Annotated in this window: 27 protein-coding genes; 16 read left to right on the forward strand and 11 right to left on the reverse strand. The window is 68.2% G+C overall.

The genetic code is table 11. The features are described 5' to 3' along the window. Positions 1-15 precede the first annotated feature (15 nt). Together C463_RS13160 and C463_RS13165 are read right to left on the reverse strand one after the other, a co-directional pair. The gene (locus C463_RS13160) at positions 16-408 is read right to left on the reverse strand and encodes a type II toxin-antitoxin system VapC family toxin (protein ID WP_008444567.1); all 393 of its coding nucleotides are present in this window, start codon (positions 406-408) and stop codon (positions 16-18) included. Continuing rightward, on the reverse strand, positions 398-646 hold the full coding sequence (locus C463_RS13165; RefSeq protein ID WP_008444569.1) for an antitoxin VapB family protein: 249 nt from the start codon (positions 644-646) through the stop codon (positions 398-400). Before C463_RS13165 ends, C463_RS13160 begins: the two co-directional genes overlap by 11 nt. Positions 647-794: 148 nt before the next feature. Between C463_RS13165 and C463_RS19960 the strand changes: the two genes are divergently transcribed. The 5 genes from C463_RS19960 to C463_RS13185 all read left to right on the forward strand — a co-directional run bounded on the left by C463_RS19960 (position 795) and on the right by C463_RS13185 (position 6741). Continuing rightward, positions 795-923, forward strand: coding sequence for a hypothetical protein (locus tag C463_RS19960; RefSeq protein WP_008444571.1), 129 nt, complete (start codon positions 795-797; stop codon positions 921-923). 95 nt (positions 924-1018) lie between these two features. Further along, positions 1019-1675 (forward strand): MaoC family dehydratase, encoded by a 657-nt coding sequence (locus C463_RS13170; protein WP_008444572.1) that lies wholly within the window; start codon positions 1019-1021, stop codon positions 1673-1675. Further along, complete coding sequence (locus C463_RS13175) at positions 1672-3186, forward strand: acetyl-CoA hydrolase/transferase C-terminal domain-containing protein (RefSeq protein ID WP_008444574.1); 1515 nt, start codon at positions 1672-1674, stop codon at positions 3184-3186. Before C463_RS13170 ends, C463_RS13175 begins: the two co-directional genes overlap by 4 nt. Before the next feature lie 190 nt (positions 3187-3376). Beyond that, on the forward strand, positions 3377-4420 hold the full coding sequence (locus tag C463_RS13180; RefSeq protein WP_008444576.1) for a TAXI family TRAP transporter solute-binding subunit: 1044 nt from the start codon (positions 3377-3379) through the stop codon (positions 4418-4420). Between the two features lie 50 nt (positions 4421-4470). After that, complete coding sequence (locus C463_RS13185) at positions 4471-6741, forward strand: TRAP transporter permease (protein ID WP_008444577.1); 2271 nt, start codon at positions 4471-4473, stop codon at positions 6739-6741. Between the two features lie 511 nt (positions 6742-7252). Here C463_RS13185 and hemB read toward each other — a convergent pair. The 3 genes from hemB to C463_RS13195 all read right to left on the reverse strand — a co-directional run bounded on the left by hemB (position 7253) and on the right by C463_RS13195 (position 9407). Further along, complete coding sequence (hemB, locus tag C463_RS13190) at positions 7253-8233, reverse strand: porphobilinogen synthase (protein WP_008444578.1); 981 nt, start codon at positions 8231-8233, stop codon at positions 7253-7255. 84 nt (positions 8234-8317) lie between these two features. After that, positions 8318-8482, reverse strand: coding sequence for a DUF6757 family protein (locus tag C463_RS19280; RefSeq protein ID WP_006114727.1), 165 nt, complete (start codon positions 8480-8482; stop codon positions 8318-8320). A 25-nt stretch (positions 8483-8507) separates the two neighbouring features. Next, positions 8508-9407 (reverse strand): PHP domain-containing protein, encoded by a 900-nt coding sequence (locus tag C463_RS13195; protein WP_008444579.1) that lies wholly within the window; start codon positions 9405-9407, stop codon positions 8508-8510. 147 nt (positions 9408-9554) lie between these two features. Between C463_RS13195 and C463_RS13200 the strand changes: the two genes are divergently transcribed. Next, entirely contained in the window at positions 9555-9839 is a 285-nt protein-coding gene (locus tag C463_RS13200) for a DUF5789 family protein (protein WP_008444580.1), read from the forward strand. Positions 9840-9946: 107 nt separating this feature from the next. On the opposite strand, the gene C463_RS13205 is transcribed toward C463_RS13200, so the two are convergent. Continuing rightward, on the reverse strand, positions 9947-10996 hold the full coding sequence (locus C463_RS13205) for a DUF5784 family protein (RefSeq protein ID WP_008444582.1): 1050 nt from the start codon (positions 10994-10996) through the stop codon (positions 9947-9949). A 125-nt stretch (positions 10997-11121) separates the two neighbouring features. On the opposite strand from C463_RS13205, the gene C463_RS19035 reads away from it, so the two are divergent. Then, positions 11122-11289 (forward strand): DUF5786 family protein, encoded by a 168-nt coding sequence (locus tag C463_RS19035; protein ID WP_006629189.1) that lies wholly within the window; start codon positions 11122-11124, stop codon positions 11287-11289. A 116-nt stretch (positions 11290-11405) separates the two neighbouring features. Here C463_RS19035 and C463_RS13210 read toward each other — a convergent pair whose 3' ends face one another. Continuing rightward, positions 11406-12086 carry a DUF7530 family protein gene (locus C463_RS13210; protein WP_008444585.1) on the reverse strand — a complete coding sequence of 227 codons (681 nt, stop codon included), beginning with the start codon at positions 12084-12086 and terminating at the stop codon, positions 11406-11408. Next, entirely contained in the window at positions 12083-13027 is a 945-nt protein-coding gene (locus C463_RS13215; RefSeq protein WP_049905926.1) for an NAD(P)H-binding protein, read from the reverse strand. The genes C463_RS13210 and C463_RS13215 overlap by 4 nt, the downstream gene beginning before the upstream one ends. A gap of 92 nt (positions 13028-13119) precedes the next feature. Here C463_RS13215 and C463_RS13220 point away from each other — a divergent pair, with 92 nt between their 5' ends. From C463_RS13220 to C463_RS13235, 4 genes are all read left to right on the forward strand, one after another. After that, positions 13120-14025 (forward strand): MBL fold metallo-hydrolase, encoded by a 906-nt coding sequence (locus tag C463_RS13220; RefSeq protein WP_008444595.1) that lies wholly within the window; start codon positions 13120-13122, stop codon positions 14023-14025. Between the two features lie 63 nt (positions 14026-14088). Further along, positions 14089-14694 carry a PspA-associated protein PspAB gene (gene pspAB, locus C463_RS13225; protein ID WP_008444596.1) on the forward strand — a complete coding sequence of 202 codons (606 nt, stop codon included), beginning with the start codon at positions 14089-14091 and terminating at the stop codon, positions 14692-14694. Between the two features lie 12 nt (positions 14695-14706). Continuing rightward, positions 14707-15201 carry a hypothetical protein gene (locus tag C463_RS13230; RefSeq protein ID WP_008444597.1) on the forward strand — a complete coding sequence of 165 codons (495 nt, stop codon included), beginning with the start codon at positions 14707-14709 and terminating at the stop codon, positions 15199-15201. Beyond that, positions 15198-15830 (forward strand): IMPACT family protein, encoded by a 633-nt coding sequence (locus C463_RS13235; RefSeq protein ID WP_008444600.1) that lies wholly within the window; start codon positions 15198-15200, stop codon positions 15828-15830. The genes C463_RS13230 and C463_RS13235 overlap by 4 nt, the downstream gene beginning before the upstream one ends. Positions 15831-15848: 18 nt before the next feature. Here C463_RS13235 and C463_RS13240 read toward each other — a convergent pair whose 3' ends face one another. Then, positions 15849-17555, reverse strand: coding sequence for a DNA-directed DNA polymerase II small subunit (locus C463_RS13240; protein WP_008444601.1), 1707 nt, complete (start codon positions 17553-17555; stop codon positions 15849-15851). A gap of 132 nt (positions 17556-17687) precedes the next feature. Between C463_RS13240 and C463_RS13245 the strand changes: the two genes are divergently transcribed. Next, positions 17688-18662, forward strand: coding sequence for a S26 family signal peptidase (locus C463_RS13245; protein WP_008444602.1), 975 nt, complete (start codon positions 17688-17690; stop codon positions 18660-18662). 44 nt (positions 18663-18706) lie between these two features. Here the strand turns inward: C463_RS13245 and C463_RS13250 are convergent, their stop codons facing one another. Further along, positions 18707-20464, reverse strand: coding sequence for a Cdc6/Cdc18 family protein (locus tag C463_RS13250; RefSeq protein WP_008444603.1), 1758 nt, complete (start codon positions 20462-20464; stop codon positions 18707-18709). A gap of 904 nt (positions 20465-21368) precedes the next feature. On the opposite strand from C463_RS13250, the gene C463_RS13255 reads away from it, so the two are divergent. The 3 genes from C463_RS13255 to C463_RS13265 are packed head-to-tail and all read left to right on the forward strand — an operon-like array spanning position 21369 to position 24159. Further along, positions 21369-22694 carry a CaiB/BaiF CoA transferase family protein gene (locus C463_RS13255; protein WP_008444604.1) on the forward strand — a complete coding sequence of 442 codons (1326 nt, stop codon included), beginning with the start codon at positions 21369-21371 and terminating at the stop codon, positions 22692-22694. Next, positions 22694-23776 carry a thiolase C-terminal domain-containing protein gene (locus C463_RS13260; RefSeq protein ID WP_008444605.1) on the forward strand — a complete coding sequence of 361 codons (1083 nt, stop codon included), beginning with the start codon at positions 22694-22696 and terminating at the stop codon, positions 23774-23776. The genes C463_RS13255 and C463_RS13260 overlap by 1 nt, the downstream gene beginning before the upstream one ends. Further along, positions 23773-24159 carry a hypothetical protein gene (locus C463_RS13265; RefSeq protein ID WP_008444607.1) on the forward strand — a complete coding sequence of 129 codons (387 nt, stop codon included), beginning with the start codon at positions 23773-23775 and terminating at the stop codon, positions 24157-24159. Before C463_RS13260 ends, C463_RS13265 begins: the two co-directional genes overlap by 4 nt. Before the next feature lie 145 nt (positions 24160-24304). Here the strand turns inward: C463_RS13265 and C463_RS13270 are convergent, their stop codons facing one another. Then, complete coding sequence (locus C463_RS13270) at positions 24305-25000, reverse strand: TetR/AcrR family transcriptional regulator (protein WP_008444608.1); 696 nt, start codon at positions 24998-25000, stop codon at positions 24305-24307. 110 nt (positions 25001-25110) lie between these two features. On the opposite strand from C463_RS13270, the gene C463_RS13275 reads away from it, so the two are divergent. Further along, positions 25111-26466 carry an amidohydrolase family protein gene (locus C463_RS13275; RefSeq protein ID WP_008444609.1) on the forward strand — a complete coding sequence of 452 codons (1356 nt, stop codon included), beginning with the start codon at positions 25111-25113 and terminating at the stop codon, positions 26464-26466. Positions 26467-26559 lie beyond the last annotated feature (93 nt).

Raw genomic sequence — 26559 nt, forward strand, 5'->3', positions numbered from 1 at the left:
GCCGCGCGCGGCGTCTCAGTACTCGCGAACTTCCACGTCCGGGATCCGATCGAAATCAGCCGGATCGCCGGTGATAACGGGTTCGTCGTGACGGATCGCAGCCGCAGCGATTTTGATGCCGCCCTGTCCGGTTCGACTCCCCTCCCGACGGAGTCGCCCGTCGATCCGTCCGGCGTGTTTCGCGACGTCCTCGGTGAGATCGATGATAGGACGCGACTCCAGCACGGACTGGATGGTCTCGACCTCCCGGGACGCGCTCTCCGAGTAGCCGACCCCGACGTACAGTTCGTACACGACTTGCGCCGGTACTCTCTGCGGGACGCTACGCTCCTCGATTTCGCGCGCGGCCTCCATCGCCGCGTCGTCGCCGTTCATCAGGTCGATGAGAAACGACGAGTCAAGTATCATCGTCACCGCCGAACCGGTCGACCAGCTCGTCGACCTCCCGCGTGCCGGCCCCGTCGGACTCATCGATGGCGCGCCGGAACTCGTCGGCCTTCTCGTCGCTCAAGATCTCGGCCAGATCGAGCAACGACGCCCCGCCGATCAGCCGTTCTACGGTCTCGGAGAACGTCTCGTTCGGCCGCTTTTCGCTTTTTATCCGTTCGTAGACGTCCTCGTCGAGCCGAACGTTACGAGTACTCATACGTATACGTCGTATACGAACGTTTTTGAATCTTTCTCCGAGGCCGGAAAGCCGAACGCCGCACCCCGGACATCGGTTCCTTCCCGGTCTTCCGACCGACTTCTCCCGACCCAGACCGCTTATATACTCCGAGTAAGTTGAGCCACCTATGGGCGTTTCCGAGATACTCGAGGGCACGAACCTCACGCACTGGCAGATGGGGGCCATCATGGTCGGGTGGATCCTGTTGGTCTCGCTCGTTGCCGTCGGTCTGCTGCTGTACACGTCGTCGTTGTAGGTCCCCGCGCGATCGGATTCGGTCGCGCCGAGACCGATCCGGCGGACGGGGCCGCGAGCGCAACCCTCTTTTACTCGTTCGTTGTCGGGGTCGGTATGGCACGCGACAGCGACGCACACGACGGGGAACCGGCGCGAGTGGACGGCGACGGGGACGCGGCGACCGCCGGAGGGGTGGCGGCCGACGGAGCGGCGGCGACCGACGGGGGCGCCGACCGCCGGCTCGTCGGCGGCTGGGAGGGGCGCTACTACGAGGACTTCGAGGTGGGGGACGTGTACAAACACCCCTACGGGCGGACGGTGACCGAGACGGACAACGTCTGGTTCACCAACCTCTCGATGAACCTCAATCCGATGCACTTCAACGAGGCGTACGCCGCCGAGACGGAGTTCGGCGAGCGCCTCGTCGACGGCACCTTCGTCATCGCGCTCGCGGTCGGGATGAGCGTCATCGACGTGAGCGCGAACGCCACCGCGAACCTCGGCTACGACGAGATCCGCCACCACGCGCCCGTCTTCCACGGCGACACGCTGTTCGCGGAGTCGGAGGTCCTCGAGAAGCGGGAGTCCGCCTCCCGGGACCACGTCGGCATCGTCACCACGGAGCTGCGCGCGTACAACCAGAACGACGAACTGGTCCTCTCTCTGGAGCGCACGCCGATGGTGCTGAAGCGCTCGCACGCCCAGCCGAGCGCCGCGCAGCCGACGGGCTGGCCCGAGGGGATCGGCACCCAGCCGGAGGACCTGGAGTGACGCCCGCGCCTTCCGGCCCCGCGGCGCCGACGCTCGACGACCCGGTACCGGCGACGCGGCTCGGCGGCGACCTGCCCTTCGCCAGCCCCGCGGAGGCGGCCGCGCTCGTCCCCGAGACCGCGACGCTGCTCGTCTCCGGGTTCGGCGGCGTCGGCTACCCGAAGCTCGTCCCCGAGGCCGTCGCCGCGGCCGACGAGGAGCGCGAACTCACGGTGATCTCCGGCGGCGGCGTCGGCGACGAGATCGACCGCGACCTCGTCGAGTCCGGCGACATGGCCCGGCGCTACCCGTTCGTCCCCAACGAGACCTCCCGCGAGGCGGCCAACGAGGGCCGGATCCAGTTCCACGACCGCCACATCTCGCGGCTCGCCGACGAGGTGCGGTTCGGCGGGCTCCGCGCGGGCATGCGCGGCAAGACGATAGCGGTGGTCGAGGCGGTCGCGGTCGGTCCCGACTGGCTCGTCCCCTCCACGTCAATCGGACACACGCCGGCGTACGTGGGCGCGGCCGACCGGATCGTCGTCGAGGTCAACCGCGCGCAGCCGCTCGACCTCGCCCGTGTCCACGACGTCCACGTCCGCGAGGACCCGCCGAATCGGTCGCCGATCCCCCTCGACGATCCCCTCGGCGAGACGGACGGGCCGGCGGTCCGGTTCGATCCCGAGAAGCTCGCCGCCGTCGTCGAGACGGACCGGGCGGACGACCCCTACGAGTTCCGCGAGGTGTCCGCCACCGACGAGGCCATCGCGGCGAACCTCGGCGAGTTCTTGGAGGCCGAACTCGACCGCAACCCGCTGCTCTCCGACGCGGTGAACCTCCAGTTCGGGGTCGGTAGCCTCGGCAACGCGCTGATGGGCGCGCTCGCGGACGTCGACTTCGGCGACCGCGACGTGGCGTACGTCGGCGAGGTCGTCCAGGACGGCCTCCTCGACATGCTCGATGCGGGCGACCTCCGCGGCGCGAGCGCCACCTCGCTGGCGCTGTCGAGCGAGGGCCAAGCGCGCCTGTTCGCGGACGTCGAGCGCTACGCCGAGGACGTGGTGTTGCGGCCGGCGGACGTCTCGAACGCCCCCGAACTGATCGACCGGTTCGGCGTTGTCGGCGTCAACAGCGCCGTCGAAGTCGACCTGTACGGCAACGTGAACGCGACCCACATCGGCGGCACTCGCGTCGTCAACGGCATCGGCGGCGGCGGCGACTTCGCGCGCAACTGCCGGCTCGGCGTCGTCGCGCTCCCCTCGACGGCGGTCGGCGGCGACGTCTCCCGAATCGTCCCGCTGACGCCGCACGTCGACCACTCCGAACACGACGCGAGCGTGGTCGTCACCGAACACGGCGTCGCCGACCTCCGGGGACTCTCGCCTCGCGAGCGCGCCGCGGAACTGATCGCGGTGGCCGACCCCTCGTTCCGCGGGGACCTCGAAGCGTACCGCGCGCGAGCGGACGACGGTGGCGGCAACACCCCGCACCACCTCCCCTCGGCGTTTTCGTGGGATTCGACTGACACGTGATCGAGGCCGATCTGTTTTTCCAACTCGTAAACAGTGAAAAAACCCGGAAAGTAACTCGCACCGTAGTATCGTTTCCCGAGCGATCCCTTCGCTCTCCGTCAATTCTCGGATGCGACGATACCCTTTTACCAATCCACGATATGCCTGAATCTACATGGTTGATAGTGATGAGACGACTCGACGCGACGTTGTGAAGGGCGCGGCCGCGATGGGCGCGGTCGGACTCGCCGGCTGTTCCGGCGGCGGCGACGGTGGCGACGGTGGCGACGGTGGCGATGGAGGGAGCGGCGGCGATGTGACGGTCACCATCGGCGGGACGTCGACCGGCAGTTCGACGCAGGCCGCCGGGCAGGCGCTCGCCCGGGCCGCCTCCCAGCACAGCGACTTCCTCAACATTTCCGTTCAGGAGACGCAGGGCTGGACGGCGAACCTCTACGCATACGACAACGGCGACATCCCGGCGATGGGCGTCGACAACAACTCGCTCGCGAAGGCGCTCAGCGAGGGGGGTCCGTTCGCGGACGACCCGGTCGACACCCTCCCCAACCAGGGGTTCCTGTTCACGTCGCTACAGATCCACTGGGTCGGCCTCGACGGCAGCGGCGTCGAGTCCGTCTCCGACCTCCGCGAGGGCGGCTACACGATCTACCCGATCCAGCCCGGTTTCGGGACGCGCCTGCTCACCGAGGAGATCCTCAAGGAGGCCGGCATGTGGGAGCCCAACGACATTCTCAACGTCAACACCGGCGACATTCCGGGCGCCGTTGAGGAGGGCCGCGTCGACGCGCTCTGTCTGTACGGCGCCAACGGCGTCAACCTCTCCGGCTGGTGTCAGAACGTCGATGTCCGGAGTGGCGGCGGCCTGAACCTGCTGGAGGTCGACGACGAGTTCCGCTCCGTCATCGAGAACAACCCCGGCGCGCTCTTAGAGGAGGTCGAGCCGTACGGGTACGAGCAGGACGTGACGGCGTACACCGACACGATGACGACCTGGTCGCTCGCCGGCCAATGGGCGTTCAGCCCCGACATCTCGGCCCGCGCGACCGAGGAGATCTGCCGGCTCGCGATCGAACACGAGGACACGCTCCGCGAGTCCGACCCGACGACGCTGGAGTACTCGCCCGAGGCGATGACCCAGACCGTCATCCCGGAGATCGACATCCACGCCGGCGTGGCAAACTTCTTCGAGGACAACGACGTCTGGGAGGACTCCTGGAGTCGCGGCGACGAGTAACTCGCACGACAGCAGCGAACCAACCAACCACCCCCTTTCACCTTTGACGGATGGCCACTAACCCCGACACTCCACCCGATCCGACCGACCCCCCGACCGACCCCGAGACAGCAGAGGACGGCCTGCTCGGCGACGAAGAGTCGCTCGACCTCGCCGAAGGCAACCGCGGGAGGAAACAGCTCCTGCTGTACCTCCTCTCGCTACCGTTCTGGGCCGCCGTCGTCTTCGGCCCCACGGTGATCGCGCCCGCGCTCCTCGGGGTCAGCGAAATCGATGGGTCGGCGACCATCCTCGGCGTCGGCGGTGTCGTCGGCGTTATCGGCGTGGCGGCGGCCGTCCTCTGGCTCGGATCGGGTATCGAAGAGCGGCTCCGCATGGCGCTCGTCTCCTACTCGATCCCGTTCTGGATGATCGTCATGTGGTACGCGCGCACCCAGCAGATGCCGCGGGGGCGGTACGCGGTCGCCTTCCTCGGCGGCATCTTGGGCCTGTACGTCCTCTCCGAACTGGACGAGCCGCTGATCGAGGGTAACTGGGTCGAGACGGCGCTGCTCGTCGTCTCCGGACTGATCACGCTCGGGACGAGCGGCTACCTCTTCTTGAACTACCAGCAGGTCGCGATCGACACGGTCGGTCGCGCGACCGAGCCGCAGATACTGATGGCGTTCGTGTTCACGCTCGCCCTCATCTACCTGACGTGGCGCTCCTTCGGGATCACGTTCCTCGCGGTCGTGCTGGTCGGTATCGGCTACGGACTGGCCGGCCCGCAGATGCCCGGTCCGCTGGCCCACGGCGGCCTGAGCCCATCGCGGATCCTCCGGATCCTCGTGGTGAGCGTCGACGGGTTCTACGGGTTCCTCACCCGGCTCGTCGCCGCGTGGATCGCCCTGTTCCTGCTGTACGCTGGCCTGCTGAAGGCGTACGGCGCGTTCGACCTCATCCTCCGGCTGGCGGTCCGCTCGGCGAAGTACGTCGACTCGGGGATCGCACAGACCGCGGTCATCTCGAGTGCGGTCATCGGTTCGGTAAACGGGAGCCAGACCGCGAACGCGGGGATGACCGGCTCGTTCACCATCCCGCTGATGAAGAAGAACGGGATCAAACCGGAGACCGCCGGCGGGATCGAGGCGGTCGCCTCGACCGCCGGGCAGGTGCTGCCGCCCGTGATGGGCGCCGGCGCGTTCATCATGGCGCAGCTCATCAGCGGCGCCACCTACGTCGACGTGATCATCTCGGGGCTGATCCCGGCGGCCGTCCTCGTGGTCTCGATCGCGATGGCGGTCCACTACGTGGCGGCCCCGCAGATCGACGACCCCGAGATGGACGGCCTCATCGGCGACGCGATGGAGACGCGAACGGTGGTGCTGGAGGCGGTGAAGTACGGCGTCCCGCTCGCCATCCTGATCTACGTGCTCGGGGTGCTCCAGTACACGGTGATGACGGCCGCGCTGTACACAGTCATCTCGATGATCGCCTTCGGGATCGGCATCCCGCAGATTCAGGCGCTCCTCGACGGCGAGAGCAACCGCGAGGCGCTCGTCGGCACGCTCGAACAGACGGTCGACGGCTTCCGGGAGGGGATCCTCGTCGTCGCGCCGGTGACGATCATCCTCGCGGCGATCAACGGCGTCGTCGACATCCTGATGGCGACTGGCGTCCCGACCGCCATCTCGCTCACGCTGCTTGACCTCTCGGGCGGCATCGCGATCATCGCGTTCATGCTGGCGATGATCATCTGTATCATCCTCGGCCTCGGCATGCCGACGACCGCCGCGTACACCGTCGTGGCGCTGCTCGTCGCCCCGACGCTGATCAACCAGTTCGCGGTGCCCGAGTTCGCGGGCCACTTCTTCGTGTTTTACGCCGCCATCTTGGCGGGGCTGACGCCGCCGATCGCGACCTGCGTCGCGGTCACCTGCGGCATCTCCGGCGGCGGGTTCTGGGGGAGCTGTAAGGAGGCGCTGCGTATCTCCGCGCCGCTGTTCGTCCTCCCGTTCGCGTTCGCCTACCACCCCGAACTCGTCTCCGGGACGTTCGACTACGCCTCGCTGTCCGCGGGCGTGCTCGCGATGCTCGGCTCGCTCGCGATCATCCACGGGATCAACTATCGGTTCGTCTTCGGCCGCGGACAGACGTACGGGCTGCGGGTCGCGTTCTTCGTCGCCGGCGTGGTGGCGATGGTCCATCCGAGCCAGATGGTCCAGTTCGGCGCCTTGGCGGCCGTCCTCGCGCTGTACGGCCTCCAGACCGTGATCGGCCGGCCGAACCCGCTGGGCACCCTGCGCGGCGCGGCGGGCGTCTTCTCCGGCCGGAAGCGGTAGGGGACGGCGATTCGCTGGCGGATTCTTTTCTCAATCGGCTGACGCGGCAATTTCGACTCGTCCAGTCCGCTTCTTGCGACGTGTTTCGAGACTCCCGACCGACCGTGTTGCGGTGAACACGGCTAAGCCCCTGCCGCTCACTTGTAAGCTGTCACCGGCGGATCGACGGCAAACACCTCCAAAGCCCCAGCCGGGAGGGCGCCGTACGCTCGCTGTCGTTCGAAAGGCGCGGAGCGCCTTTCGTGATGACGAGACGCCGAAGGCGTCTCGAACCATGCTCCTCGGTCGTTCGCTCCGCTCACTCTCTGCGGTGCTTGCGTCGCCTACGGCGCCCTCCCGGCTGCCCCTTTGAGTCCCACCCCGCACAGCACCTCACGCCTCCCCAGCCTCGTCGCTCGCTACGCTCGCGACTCCCTCGCACGCGCTCCTCGCGGCCGCCGGTGGCGACCGCTCGGAGGCGCGCGCCGAGGTGAACAGTTGGAGAAACGCGTCGAGTCCTTCCCGAGTCTTTTTATAAGTGGTCGGCCACGTCCTCGGCGAAGTACGTGATGATGAGGTCCGCGCCCGCGCGTTTGAGCGCCGTGAGCGACTCCAGCGCGGTCGTCTCCAAGTCGAGCCAACCCTTCTCCGCGGCGGCGTGGAGCATCGCGTACTCACCCGAGACGTTGTACGCCGCGATGGGGCAGTCGAACTCCCGCCGGAGGTCGCCGACGATATCGAGGTACGGGAGCCCGGGTTTCACCATCAGCACGTCGGCGCCCTGCTCGGCGTCGAGCCGCGCCTCTCGAAGCGCCTCGCGGCGGTTCGCGGGGTCCATCTGGTAGTGGCGGCGGTCGCCGAACGCGGGCGCGCCGTCGGCCGCGTCGCGGAACGGGCCGTAAAAGGCGGACTCGTACTTCGCGGCGTAGCTCAGGATCGCGACCTCCTCGTGGCCCGCGTCGTCGAGCGCCTCGCGGATCGCCCCGACCTGCCCGTCGGTCATCGCCGAGGGAGCGACGACGTCCGCGCCCGCGTCGGCCTGCGAGACGGCGGTACGCGCGAGCAGGTCGAGCGTCTCGTCGTTCTTGACGGTGAGGGTCGGGTCCGACTCGGCCGACTCCTCGATGACGCCGCAGTGGCCGTGGTCGGTGTACTCGCAGAGGCAGACGTCCCCGATGACGGTGACGTCGGTCTCGGCGTCGATCCGGCGGATCGCGCGCTGGACGACGCCGTCGTCGGCGTACGCCCGGCTCCCGGAGGCGTCCTTCGACTCGGGGACCCCGAAGAGGATCACGGCCTCGACGCCGGTCTCCCGGATCTCGGCGACGCGGTCGACCGCCTCGTCGACCGGGACGCGCTCGTGGCCGGGCATCGTCTCGATGGGGACGCGCTCGTCGGTCGTGGCGTCGACGAAGACGGGCGCGACGAGGTCCGACGCCGAGAGGTCGGTCTCGGCGACGAGCGGGCGAACGCCGTCGGTCCGGAGGCGGCGGGGCCGGTCCGTGAGGTCCATACCGGGGGTTGGCCCCCCGCGGCCTTTTACCGTTCGTCTCGGCGCGGCGATCGCCCGGTGGAGAGCGGAGTTCGGACGGGGAAGCTACTCCGAGGACTCGATGTCGATCCGGTCGCGGAGCTCCGCGAGCTCGTCCGACTCGGCGAGCTCCTCGACGCGCTGTTTGAAGTGGGACTCGCAGAGGCCGACGACCACGCCGCGCTGCTCCGCCTCGTACGTGGCCTCCCGGTCGCAGTAGTGACACCGCATACGTGCCACTCCGGTCGGCGCGGGCTTAATCTTGTTCGTCGGGGGCGGCGACGGGGGCGTCCCCGGCCGCGAACGCCTCGACCGAGACCGGATCGGGCAGCCGCTCGCGGACGGGTTCGAACGCCGATTCCGTCAGCCCGGCGACGCCGAGCGTCCGCTCGTGCGCGTCCGTCCCGCCCGTTCTGAGGAGGTCGTTCTCGGCGGCGAAACGATCGATTCGCTCGTCGTCGACGGCACGGCCGTACGGGTAGAAGCGTTCGATCGCGTCGATTTCGGCCGACTCGCGGGCGACGTCGAGCGCCTCGTCGACGCTCCCGTACCGGAACGGGTGCGCGAGGCCGACGAGCGCGCAGGCGTCCGCGAGCAGGGCGAGCCCCTCGTCGAGTGCCGTCACGTCGCGCGCGACGTAGCAGGGCCCGTCGTTCCCGATCAGCTCGTCGAACGCCCCGGCGTAGTCGTAGGGCGCGTCCGACTCGTCGATGGCGCGAGCGATGTGCGGACGCCCCAGTCCGGCGCGCGGCTCCACGTCGAGGTCGACGCCCAGTCGCTCCTCGACCGCGTCGAGGATGGCGGCGCCGCGCTCGCGGCGGTCGCGCTGGAGGCGGTCGATCTCCGCGTCGAGCGCGTCCGTGTGTTCGACGCCGTAGCCGAGGAGGTCGAGCCGTTCGAAGCCGGCGTCGACACGGAGTTCGATCCCGCGGACGATCCGGACGCCGTCGCGTTCGACGACGGGCGCGTCGAGACCCGGGTGGATCCGGTCGTGATCGGTGACGGCGACCCAGTCGACGCCTGCCTCGCGGGCGGCCGCGGGCACCTCGTCGAGCGTCAGCGTGCCGTCGGAGACGTCCGTGTGCGCGTGGAGGTCGGCAACGATGGGATCGGTGGGGGTGGCGGATTCGGCGGACTCTGCGGAATCGGCGGTCATGAGGCATGATAGCCGCGCCCGACACTAAGCGGCGGCGGTCCGTCGCGTCTCCGAGTAGAAGCGGGTATAAGGTCGTATAAGGTATCCCCTCCGACTAAGGTCGTACATGGACAATCATTAACAACCATCGGCGGTTTCCATCTGTCGATGCGCTTGAACGGCGTCGACGACCGACTCGAACGGCACCAGTACCCGACCACCTCTGAGGAGATCATCGCGGCTCACGGCAACGCGACCGTAGAGCTCGCGAACGGGTCCGAGCGGCTCGGCGACGTCTTGGAGCGGTTCGGCGACCAGACGTTCGAGGACGCGGAGGACGTGTTCACCACGCTCCGAGCCGGCGTCTGTCACCGCGGCGTCGGTCGTCGGTTCTACTCGGACCGCGACCCGACCACCGACGCGGAAGAGGGGCCCTCGCCGGTCTCGTTCTGACGCGTCGAACCGCGCGGAGTCCGTACCCGTTTTTTCCAAGCCCGACCGAAGAGTGCCGGATATCGGTCGGTGACGAGGGCGTCCGCGTCGTCCCGGGAGCGACGCGACTACGAGACGCCGTCGACGATGCCGGAGAGGTCGAGCGGGACCGACCCCTTCCGATACCCCTCGATGGAGCCGTCGGGCTCGGCGCGGTAGACGACCGCGGGCTTGTGCCGGACCGCGGGTTCGGCCTCGCGCACGGCGGCCCACTCGTCGGCGGGGAACGACGAGCAGTCGACGAACAGCGTGACGCCGCCGGCGTGGGCCGCGAGCTGACCGCTCGTCTTCGTCTCGGCGGTGTCGCGGACGGCCGCGACGGGATCGTTCGCGGAGCGGCCGGCGGTCGGCTGCGGGCGCGTCACCTCGACGAGGTGTCCGTCGCCCGTCGCCGGGTCCGTCGCGCGGAAGTCGAGCGAGTGTCCCGTCGTCACCTCGATCTCGGGGGTGACCTCGTACCCCGCGTCGGTGAGGAGCCGGGCGGCGGTGAACTCGGCTATCGCCGCGCTCATGCGCACGAGGTCCCGCGAGGCGGAGGTGCCGAGCTTCCCCGCCATCGTCTCGCGGTAGTCGTCGAGGACGCCGGATCGGAGGGACTCCTCGACGAACCCGGTCCCCGGGTCTCGGGTCGCGTCCGGGAACCCGGCCCCGTGGTCGCGGAAGAACGCCCGGCTGGTCGCCGCGCCGTCCTTCGAGCAGAAGACGGGGAGGAAGAACCACGAGACGTGCGGGTAGTCGGCCAGCCACGGCTCGTCGTCGTGGAGTCCGGCGAGCAACTCCCGCTGGGCCCACCGCGAGACCGGGTACGGCGCCTCGTCGAACCCGTACTTGTCCGTCCGCCAGAGCTCGCTCGGCGTCTCCGTGTTGCCCAGCCAGTACCCGGCCGGGCCGCCGTCGGCGCCGGACGGCGGGTCAGGGTCGTCGTCGGTCCAGCAGAACAGCGCGAAGGAGCCGTCGTCCATGTCGAAGCGACGCGCCTCGTAGCCGGGCGGCGGCGCGAACCACGGGTCGCCGGCCGTCGCTCCGAGGTTCTCGTCGAGGGGGCGGCCGATCTGCGACCGGACTCGGTCGGCCGTCCACCGACCGGGCGAGCGCCTGAAGCGGAGCGGTTGTGCCACGCGCGCTTGGTATCACGCCGCGGGGTTAATCGATTCCGGTGAGCCGAGGAGAACTTTCATGATCTATGATACATTTATCGACAGGTATATTACAGGAAACGGCCAAGTGTAGGCGTACCATGTCAATGGGTGCCTATGACGAGGCCGAACACGAGCGTCGCGAGAAGAAGACCAGCGAAGTCGACGCCGACTTCGACGCGGAGCGGCCCGAGTACTCCGGTTCCCTGACCTACGACTCGGGCGACTCGACGGAGGCACTCCTCGACAAGTTCGAAGAGCTTCAGGGCGAGTGACGCGGCCGCGACGACGCCGCGTCGACTGACTCCGTTCTCGAAACACCGATAGCGACAGCGCCGCGCCGACAGCGACGATACCGCCCGACAGCGACAGTACTCGCGAGCGACGGCGCTCAGGTGAACAGGATCGCCGCGCCGCAGACGACCGCGACCGCGATTACGTGTCCGACGACCGCGCCGAGCAGGATGGGCTCGGTCAGGATGAACGGCACGAGCGCGAGCTGAATCACCGAGAAGCCGATGTTCTCGGCGTCGAGCCGCCGGACGGTCGCGCGCTCGTCGGGCGAGAGATCGACGTGAACCGCGCGCCACAGCGCGACGACGGCGCTCCACCAGGAGGTGCCGATGCGATACGTCAGGTCCCAGAGGACGAGCAGCGTGAGGTAGACGACCGGGAGCGGTGGCTCCGAGCCGAAGAGGCGGTCGATGAGCGTCGGTCCTGCGGTCCCCTCCCACGCGAACAGGTACGTGATCAGCGCGATGAACGCGAGCACGCCCAACACGATCTCGATGCTCGACCCGAACAGCAGCCGCTTGTGCTCGGGCGGCGTCCCGAGCAGTCGGTTCTTCGCGCCCAGACGGTGCATCTCGACGCTGCCGATCGCCGCGACGAGGACGGCGACCGTCCCGGCGGCCACGGCGTTCCACGTCCCGTAGTACCAGCCGAGGCCCAACACGCCGACCTCGAAGATGACGAACTGGAGCGCGACCGCCAGCGACCGGGAGATCCCGAGCCCGGGGATGCCGCCGACGAGGCTCTCGTACACCCACGTCTCGCCGTACTCTCGGCTCACGAGGAGACCCCCGGGATCGCCGCCAGTCGCGACGCCTCGGCGTTTCGCGACTCGGTCAGCGCCCGCGCGACCGCCAGTTCGAACGACGTACACTCGATCGGGACGAACTCGCCGATCCGGTCGTCCTCGACGATGACGGTGTTACGGAGCCCCTCGACGAGCGACTGAGCGAGGTACGGGTTCACGTCGGTGACCAGTCGGAGCCACCGCGCCGACAGCCCGGGGCTCAACACGGGCACCCGGACGATCCGGAGGCCGCCGCCCAGCTGTCGCCTGGTCCGACGGAGGATCTCGGCGTACGTGAGAACCTCCGGTCCGCCGATCTCGAACGTCTCGCCGGCCGTGTCCGGCGCCTCCAGGACGCCGGCGAGGTACGTGACCACGTCGCTAACCGCGATCGGCTGACAGAGCGTGTCGACCCACTTCGGGGTGATCATCACCGGGAGGCGTCGCGCGAGCCCGGCGATCACCTCGAAACTCGCGCTGCCGGCCCCGATGATGATCGCGGCCCGGAGCGTCGTGAGGGCCGGGTCAGCGTCGCCGAGGATATGCTCCACCTCGCGTCGCGACTGGAGGTGTTCAGAGAGGTCGTCGCGGTCCTCGCCGAGCCCGCCGAGGTAGAGGATGCGGTCGACGTCCGCGGCCGAAGCCGCCTCGGCGAAGTTCCGGGCGCAGTTGCGGTCGCGCTCCTCGTACCCCGGGCCGCCGTCCATCGAGTGGACGAGGTAGTACGCGGCGTCGACGGTCTCGCCGTCGAGTTCGAACGCCGGCGGGAGCGTCTCCGGTTCCAAGAGGTCGCCCTCGACGACCGAGACGCCGTCGGGCGCGTCGTAGCCGTCGGCGTCGCGGACGAGCGCGACCACGTCGTGGCCGCGCTCGAGAAGCGTCGGGATGAGCCGGCTCCCGACGAACCCGGTCGCGCCGGTGACGAGCACTCGCATACCGTTCCCTCGGGCGGAGTGACCATAAGCCCGGCCCCGCGGATCGGCCCGCGGACCGATCGCTAGAAGTGCCCCCGCGTCCCTCGTCCGGTATGCGCGCAGGCGAGTTCGAACCGGTCCGCGGGGTCGAGGACCTGTACGTCCACGACACCGGCATGTTCGACACCGACGAGTACGGCGCCGTCTACGTGTACGACGCCGAGCGGCCGATCGTGATCGACACCGGGACGGGAGCGAACCGGGAAGCGCTCTTCGAGACGGTCGAGGCGATCGGGATCGGCCGCGAAGAACTCGCGTGGATCCTCCCGACCCACGCCCACCTCGACCACGCCGGCGGGGCGGGCTACCTCGCGGAGCGCTACCCGAACGCCGAGGTTCGGGTGCCCGAGAAGGGCGTCCGCCATCTCGCCGACCCCGAAGCGCTCGTCGCCGGCACCAAGTCGGCGGTCGAGGAGCAGTGGGAGTACTACGCGGAGCCGAGACCGGTACCGGACGACCGCATCGACGGCGTCAGCGAGGGCGACCGGATCGACCTCGGCGACCGCGAACTCGTCGTCCGCGACGCCCCCGGTCACGCGCCCCACCACGCGGTGTACCACGACCCCGACGCGGACGTCGTGTTCGCCGCCGACGCCGCCGGCATCTACGTCCCCGAGATCGACGCCGTGACCCCGACGACGCCGCCGCCGCAGTTCGACTTCGAGCAGTGCCTCGACGACATCCGACTGATCGAGGGTCTCGACCCCTACACGGTCTGTTTCGGCCACTTCGGCCCGCGCGACTGCGACGCGGACCTGCTCGGCGAGGCGAAGCGGGCGTACGTCGAGTGGGTCGAGCGGGTCCGGCGGAAGCGCGCCGAACTCGGCGACGACGAGGCGGTCGTCGACCACTTGGAGGCGGCGAGCCGCGACATCGACTACTGGAACCCGGAGCGCGCCGAGGCGAACACGAGCCTGAACGCGCGCGGCGTGTTGGCGTACCTCGACCGCGGGGAGTGAGGCCGACGCGGCGGGGGCACCGAGAGAAACGCCCTAAACCCCGCCGCCCGTAGGTCCGACCAGATGGGCATCTTCGACACGATCCGGGCCGTGCTCGGGACGAGCGCCGAGACCGACGCGACCCGCGACGCGGACCCCGAGGACCTCTTCGGGATGTCGACCGCGTACATGACGATGGAGGCGGACCTCCGCTACGACCACTGCGGCGAGGCCGCGCTCTGCTTCTCCGGCATGGACAGCACCCGCTTCGACGAGGCGGTCGAGACCGTCGAGGCCATCCTGGAGGCCGGCGAGATAGACACCGGCACCGGCTTCCACCGCCACGAGGACGACCACGGCTACCAGTGGTTCGTCTTGGAGGACGACGACCCCGAGGACCTGGTGACGAGCGTCCACTTCGCGGCCGACCAGTTCATCGAGGAGGGGTTCGGCTCGCGGCTGCTCGCGGCCGTGTTCGGCTTCGAGAACGACGACGGGCCGGTGTACTGGATCTACTCGTTCCGGCGCGGCGCGTACTACCCGTTCGCGCCCCGCGGGACGAGCGACCGCAACCAGCGGATCGAGTTCAAGCTCCAGTCGGTCCTCGACGGCGAACTCGGCTTGGAGGACGACGAGTCCTACTGGTACCCGCTGTGGCCCGACGCGCGCGGGAAGCACCCGTGGGAATGAGAGGTCGCAGGAATGAACGGTGAGCGGACGACGGAGGCGGCCGCGGGACGGAACACCCTGAAAAAGCGACTGCTGCGAGCGATCGCCGTCCAGACGACGGCCGTCGCGGCCGCGGTCCACCTGCTGTGGGCGTGGCCGCGGCTCGGGTCGCCGCCGGACGCGCGGCCCTACTTCTTCGTCGCCGGGAGCGCGCTCGCGGTCGCCGTCGCCGTCGCGACGCTCCGGGGCGGCGAGTACCGCCGGCTGTACGCGCTCGGTGCGGGGACCCTCGGGACGTTCCTCGGCGGGTTCCTCGCGTGGCACGGGGGCGACGCGGCCGCGTCGCTGGCGGCGGAGCCGCTGGCGGTCGTGGCGGTGATCGTCGAGGTCGCCGGCGTCGTCGCCTTCCTCGCGCTGTTCCGCCTCGCGCCGCCGACGAGCGTCGTCCTCGAGCGCCGGCACGAGGGGAAATCGGACGGAGAAGAAGGCGGGGACGGAGGCGGGGAAGGGGAGGACCGAACGCCGTGACCGAGGCGTACCGGACGGTCGGCGAGCGCGCGACGGCGCGGTTCGAGGTCCAAGGCTCCGAGTTCCTCGGCCACGTCGCGCCCGTCGACACGGTCGAGGCGGCGGAGGCGTTCGTCGAGGAAGTCCGGGACGAGTACGCGGACGCGACCCACAACGTGCCGGCGTACCGGGTTCCCGCGGGCGAGCCCTCCGAGCGCACGCCGGGCTCGGAGCCGATGCTCAGAGAGTACTCGTCGGACGACGGCGAACCGACCGGCTCCGCGGGCAAGCCGGCGCTAAACGTCCTCCAGCAGCGCGAGGTCCGGAACGTCGCCGCAGTTGTGACGCGGTACTACGGCGGGACCAACCTCGGGGTCGGAGGGCTCGCGCGCGCTTACTCGCGCGCGATGAAAGAGGGGGTCGACGCGGCGGGCGTGGTCGAGGAGCGCCCGCACCGCAGCCTCGTCGTCGAGACCGAGTACGATGACTCCGGGACGGTCCGGGGCGTGATCGAGTCGACGGGCGTCGAGTTCGAGGCCGACTACGGCGAGCGGGTCCGGTTCGACCTCCGCGTGCCGGTCGCGGAGGTCGAGGAACTCCGCGAGCGGCTCAACGACGCGACGAGCGGGCGAGTGGAGATCGACCGGTAAGGGACCGCGTCGGTCGGGTTACGAGAACTTGCGGACCGTCATTTCGAGGGAGTCGAGGTCGAGGATAGGCGCGTAGCCGGCGTCGGGGTCGATGTTGACGGACTTCTGGAAGTCGGTCTGGGCCTGCCAGCAGCCGGAGTTGACCGCGAGCACGTTGTGGTACTTCCCCCAGCCGAGCTTGTGGACGTGGCCGGTGTGGAACACGTCAGGGACATCCTCCATGACGAGGTAGTCGCGCTCCTCCGGCGCAACGCGGGTGTGGCCGCCGAACTGCGGCGCGACGTGGCGCTTCTTCAGTAGCTGGTACATCGCCTTGTGCGGCTCGTCGTAGCTCGCCTTCTCCTCCGGGAGCTCCGCGATCACCTCGTCGAGCGAGACGCCGTGGTACATCAGCACCTCGACGCCCTCGACGGAGACCGTGGCCGGGTTCGAGACGATCTTCGCGTCGTGGACGTCCATGATCTCGCGGATCTCGTCGTCGAATCCCGGCTGCGGCTCCGCGAGCCGGACCGCGTCGTGGTTGCCCGGGATCATCACGATCTCGGTGTCCGCGGGCACCTCCTTGAGGTGTTCCGCGAAGGTCTCGTACTGCTCGTAGATGTCGACGATATCCAGCTCCTCGTCCTGATCGGGGTAGACGCCGACGCCCTCGACCATGTCGCCGGCGAGCAGCAGGTACTCCACGGGGTCCGCCTCGGGCGTGTGGAGCCAGTCGGTGAAGCTGTGCCACGCGTCGGCCATGAACTCGTCGCTGCCGACGTGGACGTCGGAGATCAGCGCGGCCTGAACGTGACGGTCGGCCCCGCCGGGGCGGTGGGTGCGGGGGACGTCCGGGAAGTGAAGCGAGTCCGCGAAGAGGATGCCGGCGTCGTCGGCGAGCGTTCCCTCCACCGCGATACACTCGTCCAACAGGATCTCGTCGACGACGTCGGCGAGGCCCTTGTCTTTCATTACGAGGGCTGGGAAGGTCCCGGTCGTGTCCTCCAGTTCGACCAGCCAGTGACCCGATTTCGTGGAGCGCACGTCGTTGACGAGGCCGATCATCGCGGCGTCGCTGCCGCCCGGCATGTTCGCGATCGCCTCGGCGGGCCGGTGGTTGACGCGGCCGCGCAGGATCTTCGAGAGACGCTCGTAGCGGTCCCGGAACGTCGTGACGAAGTCGCTGTACTCGCCGGTCCCGGTGCTGCGACCGGTCATGTCGTTGCCGACCGCTATGTCGCGCAGGTCGGGGTCGCGGGATGGGGTGGAATCGGTCGACACGAGATCGGAGTCGTCAACCGGGGACCCGAGATCGGTGTCGGCGGATGCGGGACCGGCGTCGTCAACCGGGGACGCGGGATCGGTGTCGACGGTCGCGAGACCGGCGTCGTCGACCGCGGACGGGGGATCGGCGTCGTCGACCGCGGACGGGGGATCGGCGTCGTCGACCGCGGTCGCGGAACCCGCCTCGGCTGCTCCCGACTCTCGATCGGAGGACCCCTCCGTTTCGACTGGAGATTGTCCGGGTTCGTCCGGGGAAGCGGCCGATCCGTCGGTCTCGTCGATCGCGTCGCGGACGTGGTCGGCGGTGACCCGGAGGGCGTCGTCCGGGGCGCGGTCGACGGCGGCCGCGACGGCGGCGGTCGGATCGGCCGCGCCCGCGAGCAGGGTGACCGCCTCGCGCTCGGCGTTGTAGCCGCGCTCGGCGAGGGCTTTCGCGATCCGGGCGTTCGACTCCAGCGGCACGATACCCGAAAGGGGGGTCGCGGGCAAAACCGTTCCGGAGGCGTCGGGCGGGGTCCGCAGGCGGAGACGCGAGCGGGGGCGGATCCCGCGGGACCCGGAAGCTTATGAACGGAACCCCCCAAAGCCGACGTAATGGACGAAGGGGATCGGCCGACGGACGCCGACGGGTCGGCCGGTCGAGACGAGGCGACCGAAGACGGGTCGGACGGCGTAGCTTCCGGTGGCTCGGAGGACGAACGGATAAATAACGAGCCCCGGGTCGACCCCAGAGACGAGGCCGGGTCACCTGAGAGAATTGACGAGGCCGGCGGTTCCGACGCGTTCGGTGATTCCGACGCCGGGGGCGAGGCACAGGGCGCACCGGAATCGGGAGGAGAGCCGGCGTTCGAGGCGGCAGAGACGGCGGCGGACGAGTCGCTGCTGTACCGGTTCCGTCACGACCGCGAAGGCGCGCTGATGTGGGTCCGGGAGATGCTGGCGAGCGTCGCCGTCGTCCTCCTCGTCGGACTGCTGCTGTTCGGCGTCAGCGGCGTGTGGCCGCCCATGGTCGCCGTCGAGTCGGGGAGCATGGAGCCGAACATGCAGGTCGGTGACCTCGTGTTCGTCACCGAGCCCGGCCGGCTCGCGCCGGACGCCGCCGAAAACGGCGTCGGCGTCGTCACCCACGAGGTGGGTCAGGAGGTCGACTACCGGACGTTCGGCTCCCACGGCTCGGTGATGATATACGCGCCTCCGGGTCGGACCGGGTCGCCGATCATCCACCGGGCCATGTTCCATGTCACCGAGGGCGAAAACTGGTACGACCGGGCCGACGAACGCTACCACAACGCCGTCGACTGCGAGTCGCTGGCCAACTGCCCCGCGCCGCACGACGGGTACATCACGCTCGGGGACAACAACGGGGCCTACGACCAGGCCAGCGGGCTCTCGCCGCCCGTCAGGGCCGAGTGGGTGAACGGCGTGGCGCGCCTCCGGGTCCCGTATCTGGGCTACATCCGGCTGATCGCGACGGGACAGGTGGAGCTGAACGAGGCGATGGCGGAGGCGGTGGGGAGCGGCCTTCCGACGGCGCCGTCAGTCCCCGGGACCGCGACCGCCGCGGCGTGAGGTCGGTTTGAGTGACTGGGTAAGGTAGCGTCGGAGAGAAGGCGTCAGTTGTCGAACCGCGCTTGGACGAACGGCTGCGCGTTCTCGATGTCACCGAGCCGCGAGTCGGACAGCAGGACCGCCTCGGTCTCCTCGACGGGCACGGAGAGGCCCATCTCCTTCGTGCGGCCGTAGCGCCCCTTCGAGACGACGACGGCGTTGACGATCCCGAGCATGTCGAGCTCGCTGATGAGGTCGGTGACCCGGCGCTGGGTCAGGACGTCGGCGTCGATCTCCTCGCAGAGCCGCTTGTAGATGTTGAACACCTCGCCGGTGTTGATGTTGTGAACGCCGTTCTTTTCGAGGAGTATCACGGCGAACAGGACGATCTTGCTCTGGGTGGGGAGGGTACGGACGACTTCGACGACGCGATCGAGTTCGATCTTGTCTTGCGCCTGCCGGACGTGTTTCTCGGCGACGATCTCGGCCTGCGAGCGCTCGGCGAGTTCGCCGGCGGTGCGGAGGAGGTCGAGCGCGCGACGCGCGTCGCCGTGTTCCTGCGCGGCGAAGGCGGCACAGAGGGGGATCACGTCGTCGGTGAGCGCGTCGGGTTTGAACGCGGTGTCGGCGCGGTGCTGGAGGATGTCGCGGAGCTGGTTGGCGTCGTACGGCGGGAAGACGATCTCCTCTTCGCCGAGGCTCGACTTGACGCGGGGGTCGAGGAAGTCGGTGAACTTCAGGTCGTTCGAGATCCCCATGATCGAGATGCGCGAGCGGTCGAGCTCGGAGTTCATCCGCGAGAGGTTATAGAGGGTGTCGTCGCCGCTCTTCTCGACGAGCTTGTCGATCTCGTCGAGCATGATCACGACCACGCGCTCGTGGTAGTCGACCGCCTCGAAGAAGGTGGAGTAGACGCGGTCGGTCGGCCACCCCGTCATCGGAACCTCCTCCATCTCGTCGGCGTCTTCCTCCAGTGTTTCGATGCGGTCGTCGAGTTCTTCGACGGACTCGAACTCGGTGTCTGCGAGGGCGGCGGCCGCGTTTCGGCCGGCGGTTTCCTCGGCCTCCGTCGCGTCATCGCGGAGGTCTTCGAGGCGCTCCAAGCGGTCGGCGATCACGGCTTGGTTCTCCTCGATGAACGTGTTCGCGAGCTGTGCGAGGACGCGGTACTGGGTGTCGGTCACCTCGCAGTTGATGTACTCGACCTCGCAGGGGACGTCGTACTTCTGGGAGGTGGACTCCAGCTCCTGTGAGACGAACTTCGCGGAGGCGGTCTTCCCGGTCCCCGTCTTCCCGTAGATGAGGATATTGGAGGGAGTCTCGCCGCGGAGCGCGGAGACGAGGATAGTCGCCATCCGGTTGATCTGGTCGTTGCGGTGCGGGAGCTCGTGTGGGGTGTACGAGGGGCGGAGGACCTCCTTGTTCTCGAATATCGGTTCGCCGGAGAGGAGGTCGTCGAACAGCCCTTGATTATCCTCGTCGTCGTCGAGGACGACGCCGTCGAAGTCGACGTCCGGCGACGACCGGTCGCGACCGCCGTTGTCGATCCCCGTCGTTTCGGGTCGAGCGTCGGTCGAGGGGGGAGCCGTGTCGGCGTCCGAGTTGGTGGCTTCGACATCCGACGTATCGAGGTCGGAACCGTCGTCGACGTCGCGATCGCCATCGGGGACGGTTTCGGTTGGAGCGTCTGCGTCGAAATTCTCGATATCGGGGTCCTCGGCCTCGGAGGCCTCGTCCTCGGAGTTGCTACTGTGGCCCGATCTGTCGCCGTCGTCCGGGTCGATGCCGCCGTCGGCCCGCAGTGTGTGATCGCCTTCGTACATGTGAACCCCTCTGTTTCAGGTGGAGACGGTCGGGTATATCGCTTGAGACGCCGTCTCCCGTCGGAAATACGCATTCGCGGTCGGAATCGAGACCGACCACGTCCAGTTGATACACTCGAACCAGATGAAGAGACGGTACAAAAGTGTTCCTCTCTGGAGTTGAAACGCCCCCCTTTCACGAGATGTCAGGTAGATCGCGAGGCGATTCGAACCGATCGACGGGACGGTCGAACAGGTTGAGTAGTCGAGAGGATACGAACGACGAACGTAGAGATATCGTATCCCCTGAGAGATTACCTCGTGTTCTAACGGGTTTCAGCCGCTGATATCGTTGATTTACTGATCACGTGGTTGCGGCGTGACTACCCGTATTCGGACTGGCAGTTCGGTTTGTCGGTTTCGCTTTGGTAACTTCTGCTCCCCACTTCCGGTTCCGTTGGGCCGACTCGATCCGGGATACCCCCACACCCCTTTGTTTCGGGTGGAACGCCGATCAGGGTGGGGAGGGGGTCGTGAGGGGCTATCTTAATAGCGGTGGTTTTATAACTCCATATACACAACAGTACCCTTGTTAAACCCCTCTGCTAGATTATTTGTTTTATTGTGGTTGTTTTATATAGAGATCGGTATAGAATTATCTGCCGGCAACCGAATCGACCTCGACCACCCGCCCAACCCCCGGCAGGTTGTGGAGTTCCACCCGAAACGAAGGGGTGGGGGGCTCCCGAACAACATCGACAGACCGACGACCGGTAGCGACAGTCGGCACTGGACTGTCGGACCGCTCCGATCGATTTCGGCGGGCCCCCCGTATATCACGGTCGACGCCGATAGTTTTACCACCCGGTAAACGAACTGTATCCACACCCATGAGACAACTCCGCACGTCGAACGAGGTGGTTCGATGACCGATACCGGGGACACCGAAACCGATGACAGCGGGACGCGCGACAGCGAAACCGGAGATACCGGCACGGAAGGCCCCGCGAGCGGCGGACGGATCTTAGACGGCGTCACGGTTCTCGACCTTTCGACGTTCGTCACCGGCGGCTTCTGCTCGGCGATGCTCGCGAACCAGGGCGCTGAGGTCGTCAAGATCGAACAGCCGGACTACGGCGACGCAGTCCGCCACTCCGGTCCGCCGTTCATCGAGGGCGAGTCGCCGTACTACTGGACGCTGAGCTACGGGAAGAAGAGCCTCGAACTCGACCTGAAGAACGACGACGCGACGGAGGCGCTGTACGAACTCGCCGAGGAGGCGGACATCTTCATCCAGAACTTCCGTCCGGGCACCGCGGAGCGACTCGACGTCGACTACGACACGCTCACCGACCACAACGAGGACCTGATCTACCTCGCCATCTCGGCGTTCGGACAGACCGGACCGTGGCGCGAGCGCTCCGGGTACGACCTCCTCATCCAGGGGATGAGCGGGATCATGAGCGTCACCGGCGAGGCGGACCGCCAGCCCGTGAAGGTCGGCCTGCCGATGACGGACCTGATCACGGCGATGTGGGCCGCTTTCGGCGCGACGACGGCTCTCTACCGCAGAGAGCAGACCGGCCAAGGCGAGTACATCGACCTCGGGATGCTGGAGGCAACCTTGCCGTGGCTCACCAAGCAGGCCGGGATGGTGTTCGCGGGCGAGGAGACGAAGCGCATGGGGACGAAAGACCCCGTCCTCGCCCCGTACCAGACGTTCGAGACGAAAGACGGGTTCATCAACATCTGTATCCTCAACGAGAAGCTCTGGGGCGAGCTCTGCGAGGCGCTCGACAGACCCGACCTCCCCGCGGACGACCGCTTCGAGCAGAACGCCGACCGCGTGGAACACCTCGACGAACTGGAGGCCGAGATCGAGGCCACCCTCGCCGACAAGACGACCGACGAGTGGATCGAGGTCATCGCCGAGGATGCCGGCGTCCCCGCCGGTCCGGTGTACAGCGTCGAGGAGGCGCTCGAAAGCCCGCAGATCGAAGCCCGCGGCACGATCACCGAGATCGAACACCCCGAACTCGGCGAGGTGCCCGTGATCGAACACCCGCTCAAGTTCCGTAACGCCGAGAGCGGCTTCGAACTCCCGCCGCCGCTGCTCGGGGAACACAACCGCGAGGTGTTCCGCGAGCGCGGCTACTCCGAGGCCGAAGTCGACTGCCTCGCCGAGCTGGGCGTGTTCGGCGACGAGGCGGACGACGGCGACGGCGGAGACCACGCCGACGCCGACGACTGATGGATCCGAGCGCGACCGACGTCCGCGTCAGCGGCGTCGGGACGACTCCGTTCGAGAGCGACTCCCAACGAGCGCTCATCGACCTCGCCGCCACCGCCGCCGAGCGCGCCCTCGCGGCCGCCCTCGGCCTCAACGGCGCCGCCGCGGACCGGATCGAGAACACGAGTGCGACCGGCGCGAGCGCCTTCCACCGGGGCGTCGATCGCGTTGAGAGTTCCGACGCCGACGTCGCCCTCGTCGTCGGCGCCGAGAAGATGTCCGCGGGCGACACGCGGCGCGTCACCGAGGCGATCAGCCGCCTCGTCCACCGCCGCGAGTACGCGCAGGGGATCACGCTCCCATCCTTCGGCGGCCTCGCCGCCGGCGCCTACCTCGACCGCCACGACGCGCCCCGCGAGGCGCTCGCCGCGGTCGCGGCGAAGAACCACGCCAACGCGGTCGACAACCCCGTCGCGCAGTTCCGGAAGTCGATCGACGTCGAGGACGCGCTCGACTCGCCCGTCGTCGCCGCGCCGCTCCGACTGTACGACTGCTGTCCCATGTCGGACGGTGCCGCCGCGGTGGTCCTGATCCGAGGCGACAAGGAGCCCGGTGCCGCCGGTGCCGATCCCGCCACAGAACCTCGCGTCGCCGGCACCGCGAGCGCGACGGGTACCCACGCTGTCGCCGAGCGCCCGGATCCCCTCTCTATCGACTCCGTCCGGACCGCCGGCGAGCGCGTCTTCGACCGCGCCGGAATCCGGCCGGACGACGTCGACGTCGCCTGTATCCACGACGCGTTCACCGTCCTCGAACTGATCGAACTCGAGGAACTGGGATTTTACGAGACGGGGACCGCATGGGAGGCGACCCTCGACGGCGACACCGCGCTCGACGGCGACCTCCCGGTCAACCCCGGCGGCGGGCTCAAGGCCCGCGGCCACCCGCTCGGCGCGACCGGCCTCTCGCAGATCGTCGAACTCGTGTGTCAGCTACGGGGCGACCTCCCGGAGAGCCGCCGCGTCGACGGCGCGGAGACGGCGTTCGCGATCAACGTCGCGGGGTTCGGAAACAACAGCGTCTGTACGGTGTTGCGCGCGTGACGGGTCGACCTCATCCCGATCGCACGGCCTCAGACGACCGCGACCTCCCCGCGGACCGTACCTTCGTCTGCGACGACTGCGGCCGACGCTGGTACTACGACCGACGGCGCTGCCCGGAGTGCGGCCGCTCGTCGGCCGACGCCTCGACGGTTCGACTCGAAACGGGAGCGGTCGTCGCGACGACGACCGTCGAGACCACGCCCCCGGACGTCCGCACGCCGAACCACCTCGCGCTGGTCCGGTTCGACGACGTCCAGCTGATCGCGCAGGCGGCGGACGCCGACGTCTCTCCCGGCGATCGCGTCCGATTCGACGGCTCTCATCGACTCCGCGACGGGCGCGAACGAACCGATCCGCGGCTCGTCGCGGTCGAGGAGCCGTAGCCGCCGCTTGTCGCGGTCGAGGAGCCGTAGCCGCCGCTTGTCGCGGTCGAGGAGCCGTAGCCGCCGCTTGTCGCGGTCGAGGAGCCGTAGCGATCGCGAAAATACCGCCGACCGTCTCGGGTCGCGCGCCTTCCGGGAGTTCGACCTACTCGGTCCGTTCGAGCGATTCGAGGATGAACTCGTCTATCGCCGTCCGGGCTTCCTCGGGGGCGTCCTCGTGACCGAGCGAGATCCGGCGTCCGCGAGCGGCGTGGATCACGTCGGTCACCAGTTGGCCCATTCGATCGGCGTCGACGTCGCGGAAGACGCCCTCCTCGATCCCCTCCTCGACGACCTCGACGATGCCGCCGCGGATGCGCTCGTAGTGCTCGTTGAACACCTCGCGGTGGTCGCCGTCGTTCTGCGCCTGCGTGTACAGCTCGTGGTACACCTTCATCCGGTCCCAGTGGCTGAACTCCTCGAATTCGGGGCCGAACAGGCACTGGTCGACGCGGGCGCGGAGCTCGGTCCGCGGGTCCGCGTCCCCGTCGACGACCACGCTGCCCTCGTACTGGTCGATGATGTGTTCGAGGAACGAGGACAGCAGGTCGTACTTCCCGTCGAAGTGGTAGTGGATCACCTGCCGGGTGAGGTCCATCTCCTCGCCGATGTCGCGCATCCAGAGGTCCTTGTACCCGTGCTTGCTCAGCGCGCGGAACGTCGCCTCCATGATCACCTCCTTGGTGTCCTTGGAAGAGACCGTCTCCTCGCCGCTGGACCCATCCGGGTCCGAGCCGTCGGCGCCGTCGTCGGTCGGGGACTCGACGGATTCGCTCGCCGATCCGCCCTGTGATTCGCTCATACGCATACTCTACGTGTGAGGTACATAATACGATTGCTCCGTTTTCGTCTTTCCACTAAATTTACTGCCCGGTAAATTTTTAACCCCTTGGTCAAACCCTATTATCGAACATGACACAAACGATCGTGCGAAACGGGACCGTGGTCTCGCTGGACCCGGACGTGGGGGAGTTCGACGAGGCCGACGTCCTGATCGAGGACGGGGAGATAATCGAGGTCGGCACCGGACTGTCGGCGTCGAACGCGGAGGAGATCGACGCGTCCGGGAAGATCGTCGTCCCCGGCTTCGTCGACTCGCACATCCACCTCGCGCAGACGCAGGTACGCGGGATCGCCGGCGACTGGTCGCTCATGGGCGAGTACTTCGACCACATGCTCGGCAACATCACCGGGCTCTATCGGCCGGAGGACATGTACCTCGGCGGCCTCTTCGGCGCGTTCGAGAAGCTCCACACCGGGACGACGACGGCGCTGGACTGGTCGTATCCTAACACCCTCGAACACGGCGAACGCGCCGTCGACGCCCTACAGGACAGCGGCCTGCGCGCCGTGTACACGTACGGCCCGCCGGGCGACGACTCCGCGAAGTGGTGGTACGAGAGCGACGTCGGCCTCCCCGAGGAGAACATCCGCGAACTCCGCGAGGAGACGATCCGCGACGACGACCTGCTCAGCCTCGCGCTCGGCCTCCGCGGTCCCGACTTCTGTACCGACGAGACCGCTCGGGCGGACCTCGAACTCGCTCGCGACCTCGGCGTCCTCTCGACGATCCACATGGGCGCCGCGCTGTGGCCGTCCTCCGAGTACGGCGACGACTACCAGGGATTCGGCTGTCTCGAGGATATGCTCGGTCCCGACGTCAACGTCGCCCACGGGAACCACTTCTCGCAGGAGGACATCGACCACGCGGTCGAGCACGGGGTCTCCTTCTCCTCGACGCCCGAGGTCGAGATACAGATGGGTCACGGCATCCCCGTCACCGAGAAAGTGCTCGAAGCGGGCGGGCGCCCGACGTGGGGCGTCGACGTCTGCTCGAACGTCAGCGGCGACATGGGGAGCCAGATGCGGATCGGGATGCAGCTCCAGCGCATGTTCGACAACCAGGCGGTCCTCGAATGCGACGAGGAGGTCACCGAGGTGAGCATCTCCGCGCGCGACACCCTCGAAATGGCCACGATCGAGGGCGCGAAGGCGCTCGGCATGGACGACGAGATCGGGACGATCACCCCCGGCAAGCGCGCCGACCTCGTCCTGTTCGACGCGAGCGACTTCATGACCGCCCCCTCGCACTCGCCGGTCCAGACCGTCGTGTTCCAGGCCGACCCCTCGCAGATCGACACCGTCCTCGTCGACGGCGAGGTCGTCAAGCGCGACGGCGAACTGACGAACCCGAAGGTCCACGAGGAGTTCGACCGCTTCGTCGCCTCCGGCGAGCGCCTGCTCGACGAGGCCGGCATCGACGTGTAACGCGCGTCGATCGACGCACGCTCCGTTTCGATTCCACTCGAAACACCTCCCGATCACCCGTTCAGAATCGCCCGCCAGACACGACGACACGAC

This window comes from Halorubrum californiense DSM 19288 (assembly GCF_000336875.1).
GTDB lineage: Archaea > Halobacteriota > Halobacteria > Halobacteriales > Haloferacaceae > Halorubrum > Halorubrum californiense.

Excerpts from the sequence above, each read along its gene's own strand:
- C463_RS13160 (WP_008444567.1), bottom strand. The coding sequence starts at position 408 with ATGATACTTGACTCGTCGTTTCTCATCGACCTGATGAACGGCGACGAC.
- C463_RS13165 (WP_008444569.1), bottom strand. The coding sequence starts at position 646 with ATGAGTACTCGTAACGTTCGGCTCGACGAGGACGTCTACGAACGGATA.
- C463_RS19960 (WP_008444571.1), top strand. The coding sequence starts at position 795 with ATGGGCGTTTCCGAGATACTCGAGGGCACGAACCTCACGCACTGGCAG.
- C463_RS13170 (WP_008444572.1), top strand. The coding sequence starts at position 1,019 with ATGGCACGCGACAGCGACGCACACGACGGGGAACCGGCGCGAGTGGAC.
- C463_RS13185 (WP_008444577.1), top strand. The coding sequence starts at position 4,471 with ATGGCCACTAACCCCGACACTCCACCCGATCCGACCGACCCCCCGACC.
- hemB (WP_008444578.1), bottom strand. The coding sequence starts at position 8,233 with ATGGACCTCACGGACCGGCCCCGCCGCCTCCGGACCGACGGCGTTCGC.
- C463_RS19280 (WP_006114727.1), bottom strand. The coding sequence starts at position 8,482 with ATGCGGTGTCACTACTGCGACCGGGAGGCCACGTACGAGGCGGAGCAG.
- C463_RS13195 (WP_008444579.1), bottom strand. The coding sequence starts at position 9,407 with ATGACCGCCGATTCCGCAGAGTCCGCCGAATCCGCCACCCCCACCGAT.
- C463_RS13200 (WP_008444580.1), top strand. The coding sequence starts at position 9,555 with ATGCGCTTGAACGGCGTCGACGACCGACTCGAACGGCACCAGTACCCG.
- C463_RS19035 (WP_006629189.1), top strand. The coding sequence starts at position 11,122 with ATGGGTGCCTATGACGAGGCCGAACACGAGCGTCGCGAGAAGAAGACC.
- C463_RS13215 (WP_049905926.1), bottom strand. The coding sequence starts at position 13,027 with ATGCGAGTGCTCGTCACCGGCGCGACCGGGTTCGTCGGGAGCCGGCTC.
- C463_RS13220 (WP_008444595.1), top strand. The coding sequence starts at position 13,120 with ATGCGCGCAGGCGAGTTCGAACCGGTCCGCGGGGTCGAGGACCTGTAC.
- pspAB (WP_008444596.1), top strand. The coding sequence starts at position 14,089 with ATGGGCATCTTCGACACGATCCGGGCCGTGCTCGGGACGAGCGCCGAG.
- C463_RS13230 (WP_008444597.1), top strand. The coding sequence starts at position 14,707 with ATGAACGGTGAGCGGACGACGGAGGCGGCCGCGGGACGGAACACCCTG.
- C463_RS13245 (WP_008444602.1), top strand. The coding sequence starts at position 17,688 with ATGGACGAAGGGGATCGGCCGACGGACGCCGACGGGTCGGCCGGTCGA.
- C463_RS13250 (WP_008444603.1), bottom strand. The coding sequence starts at position 20,464 with ATGTACGAAGGCGATCACACACTGCGGGCCGACGGCGGCATCGACCCG.
- C463_RS13255 (WP_008444604.1), top strand. The coding sequence starts at position 21,369 with ATGACCGATACCGGGGACACCGAAACCGATGACAGCGGGACGCGCGAC.
- C463_RS13260 (WP_008444605.1), top strand. The coding sequence starts at position 22,694 with ATGGATCCGAGCGCGACCGACGTCCGCGTCAGCGGCGTCGGGACGACT.
- C463_RS13270 (WP_008444608.1), bottom strand. The coding sequence starts at position 25,000 with ATGAGCGAATCACAGGGCGGATCGGCGAGCGAATCCGTCGAGTCCCCG.
- C463_RS13275 (WP_008444609.1), top strand. The coding sequence starts at position 25,111 with ATGACACAAACGATCGTGCGAAACGGGACCGTGGTCTCGCTGGACCCG.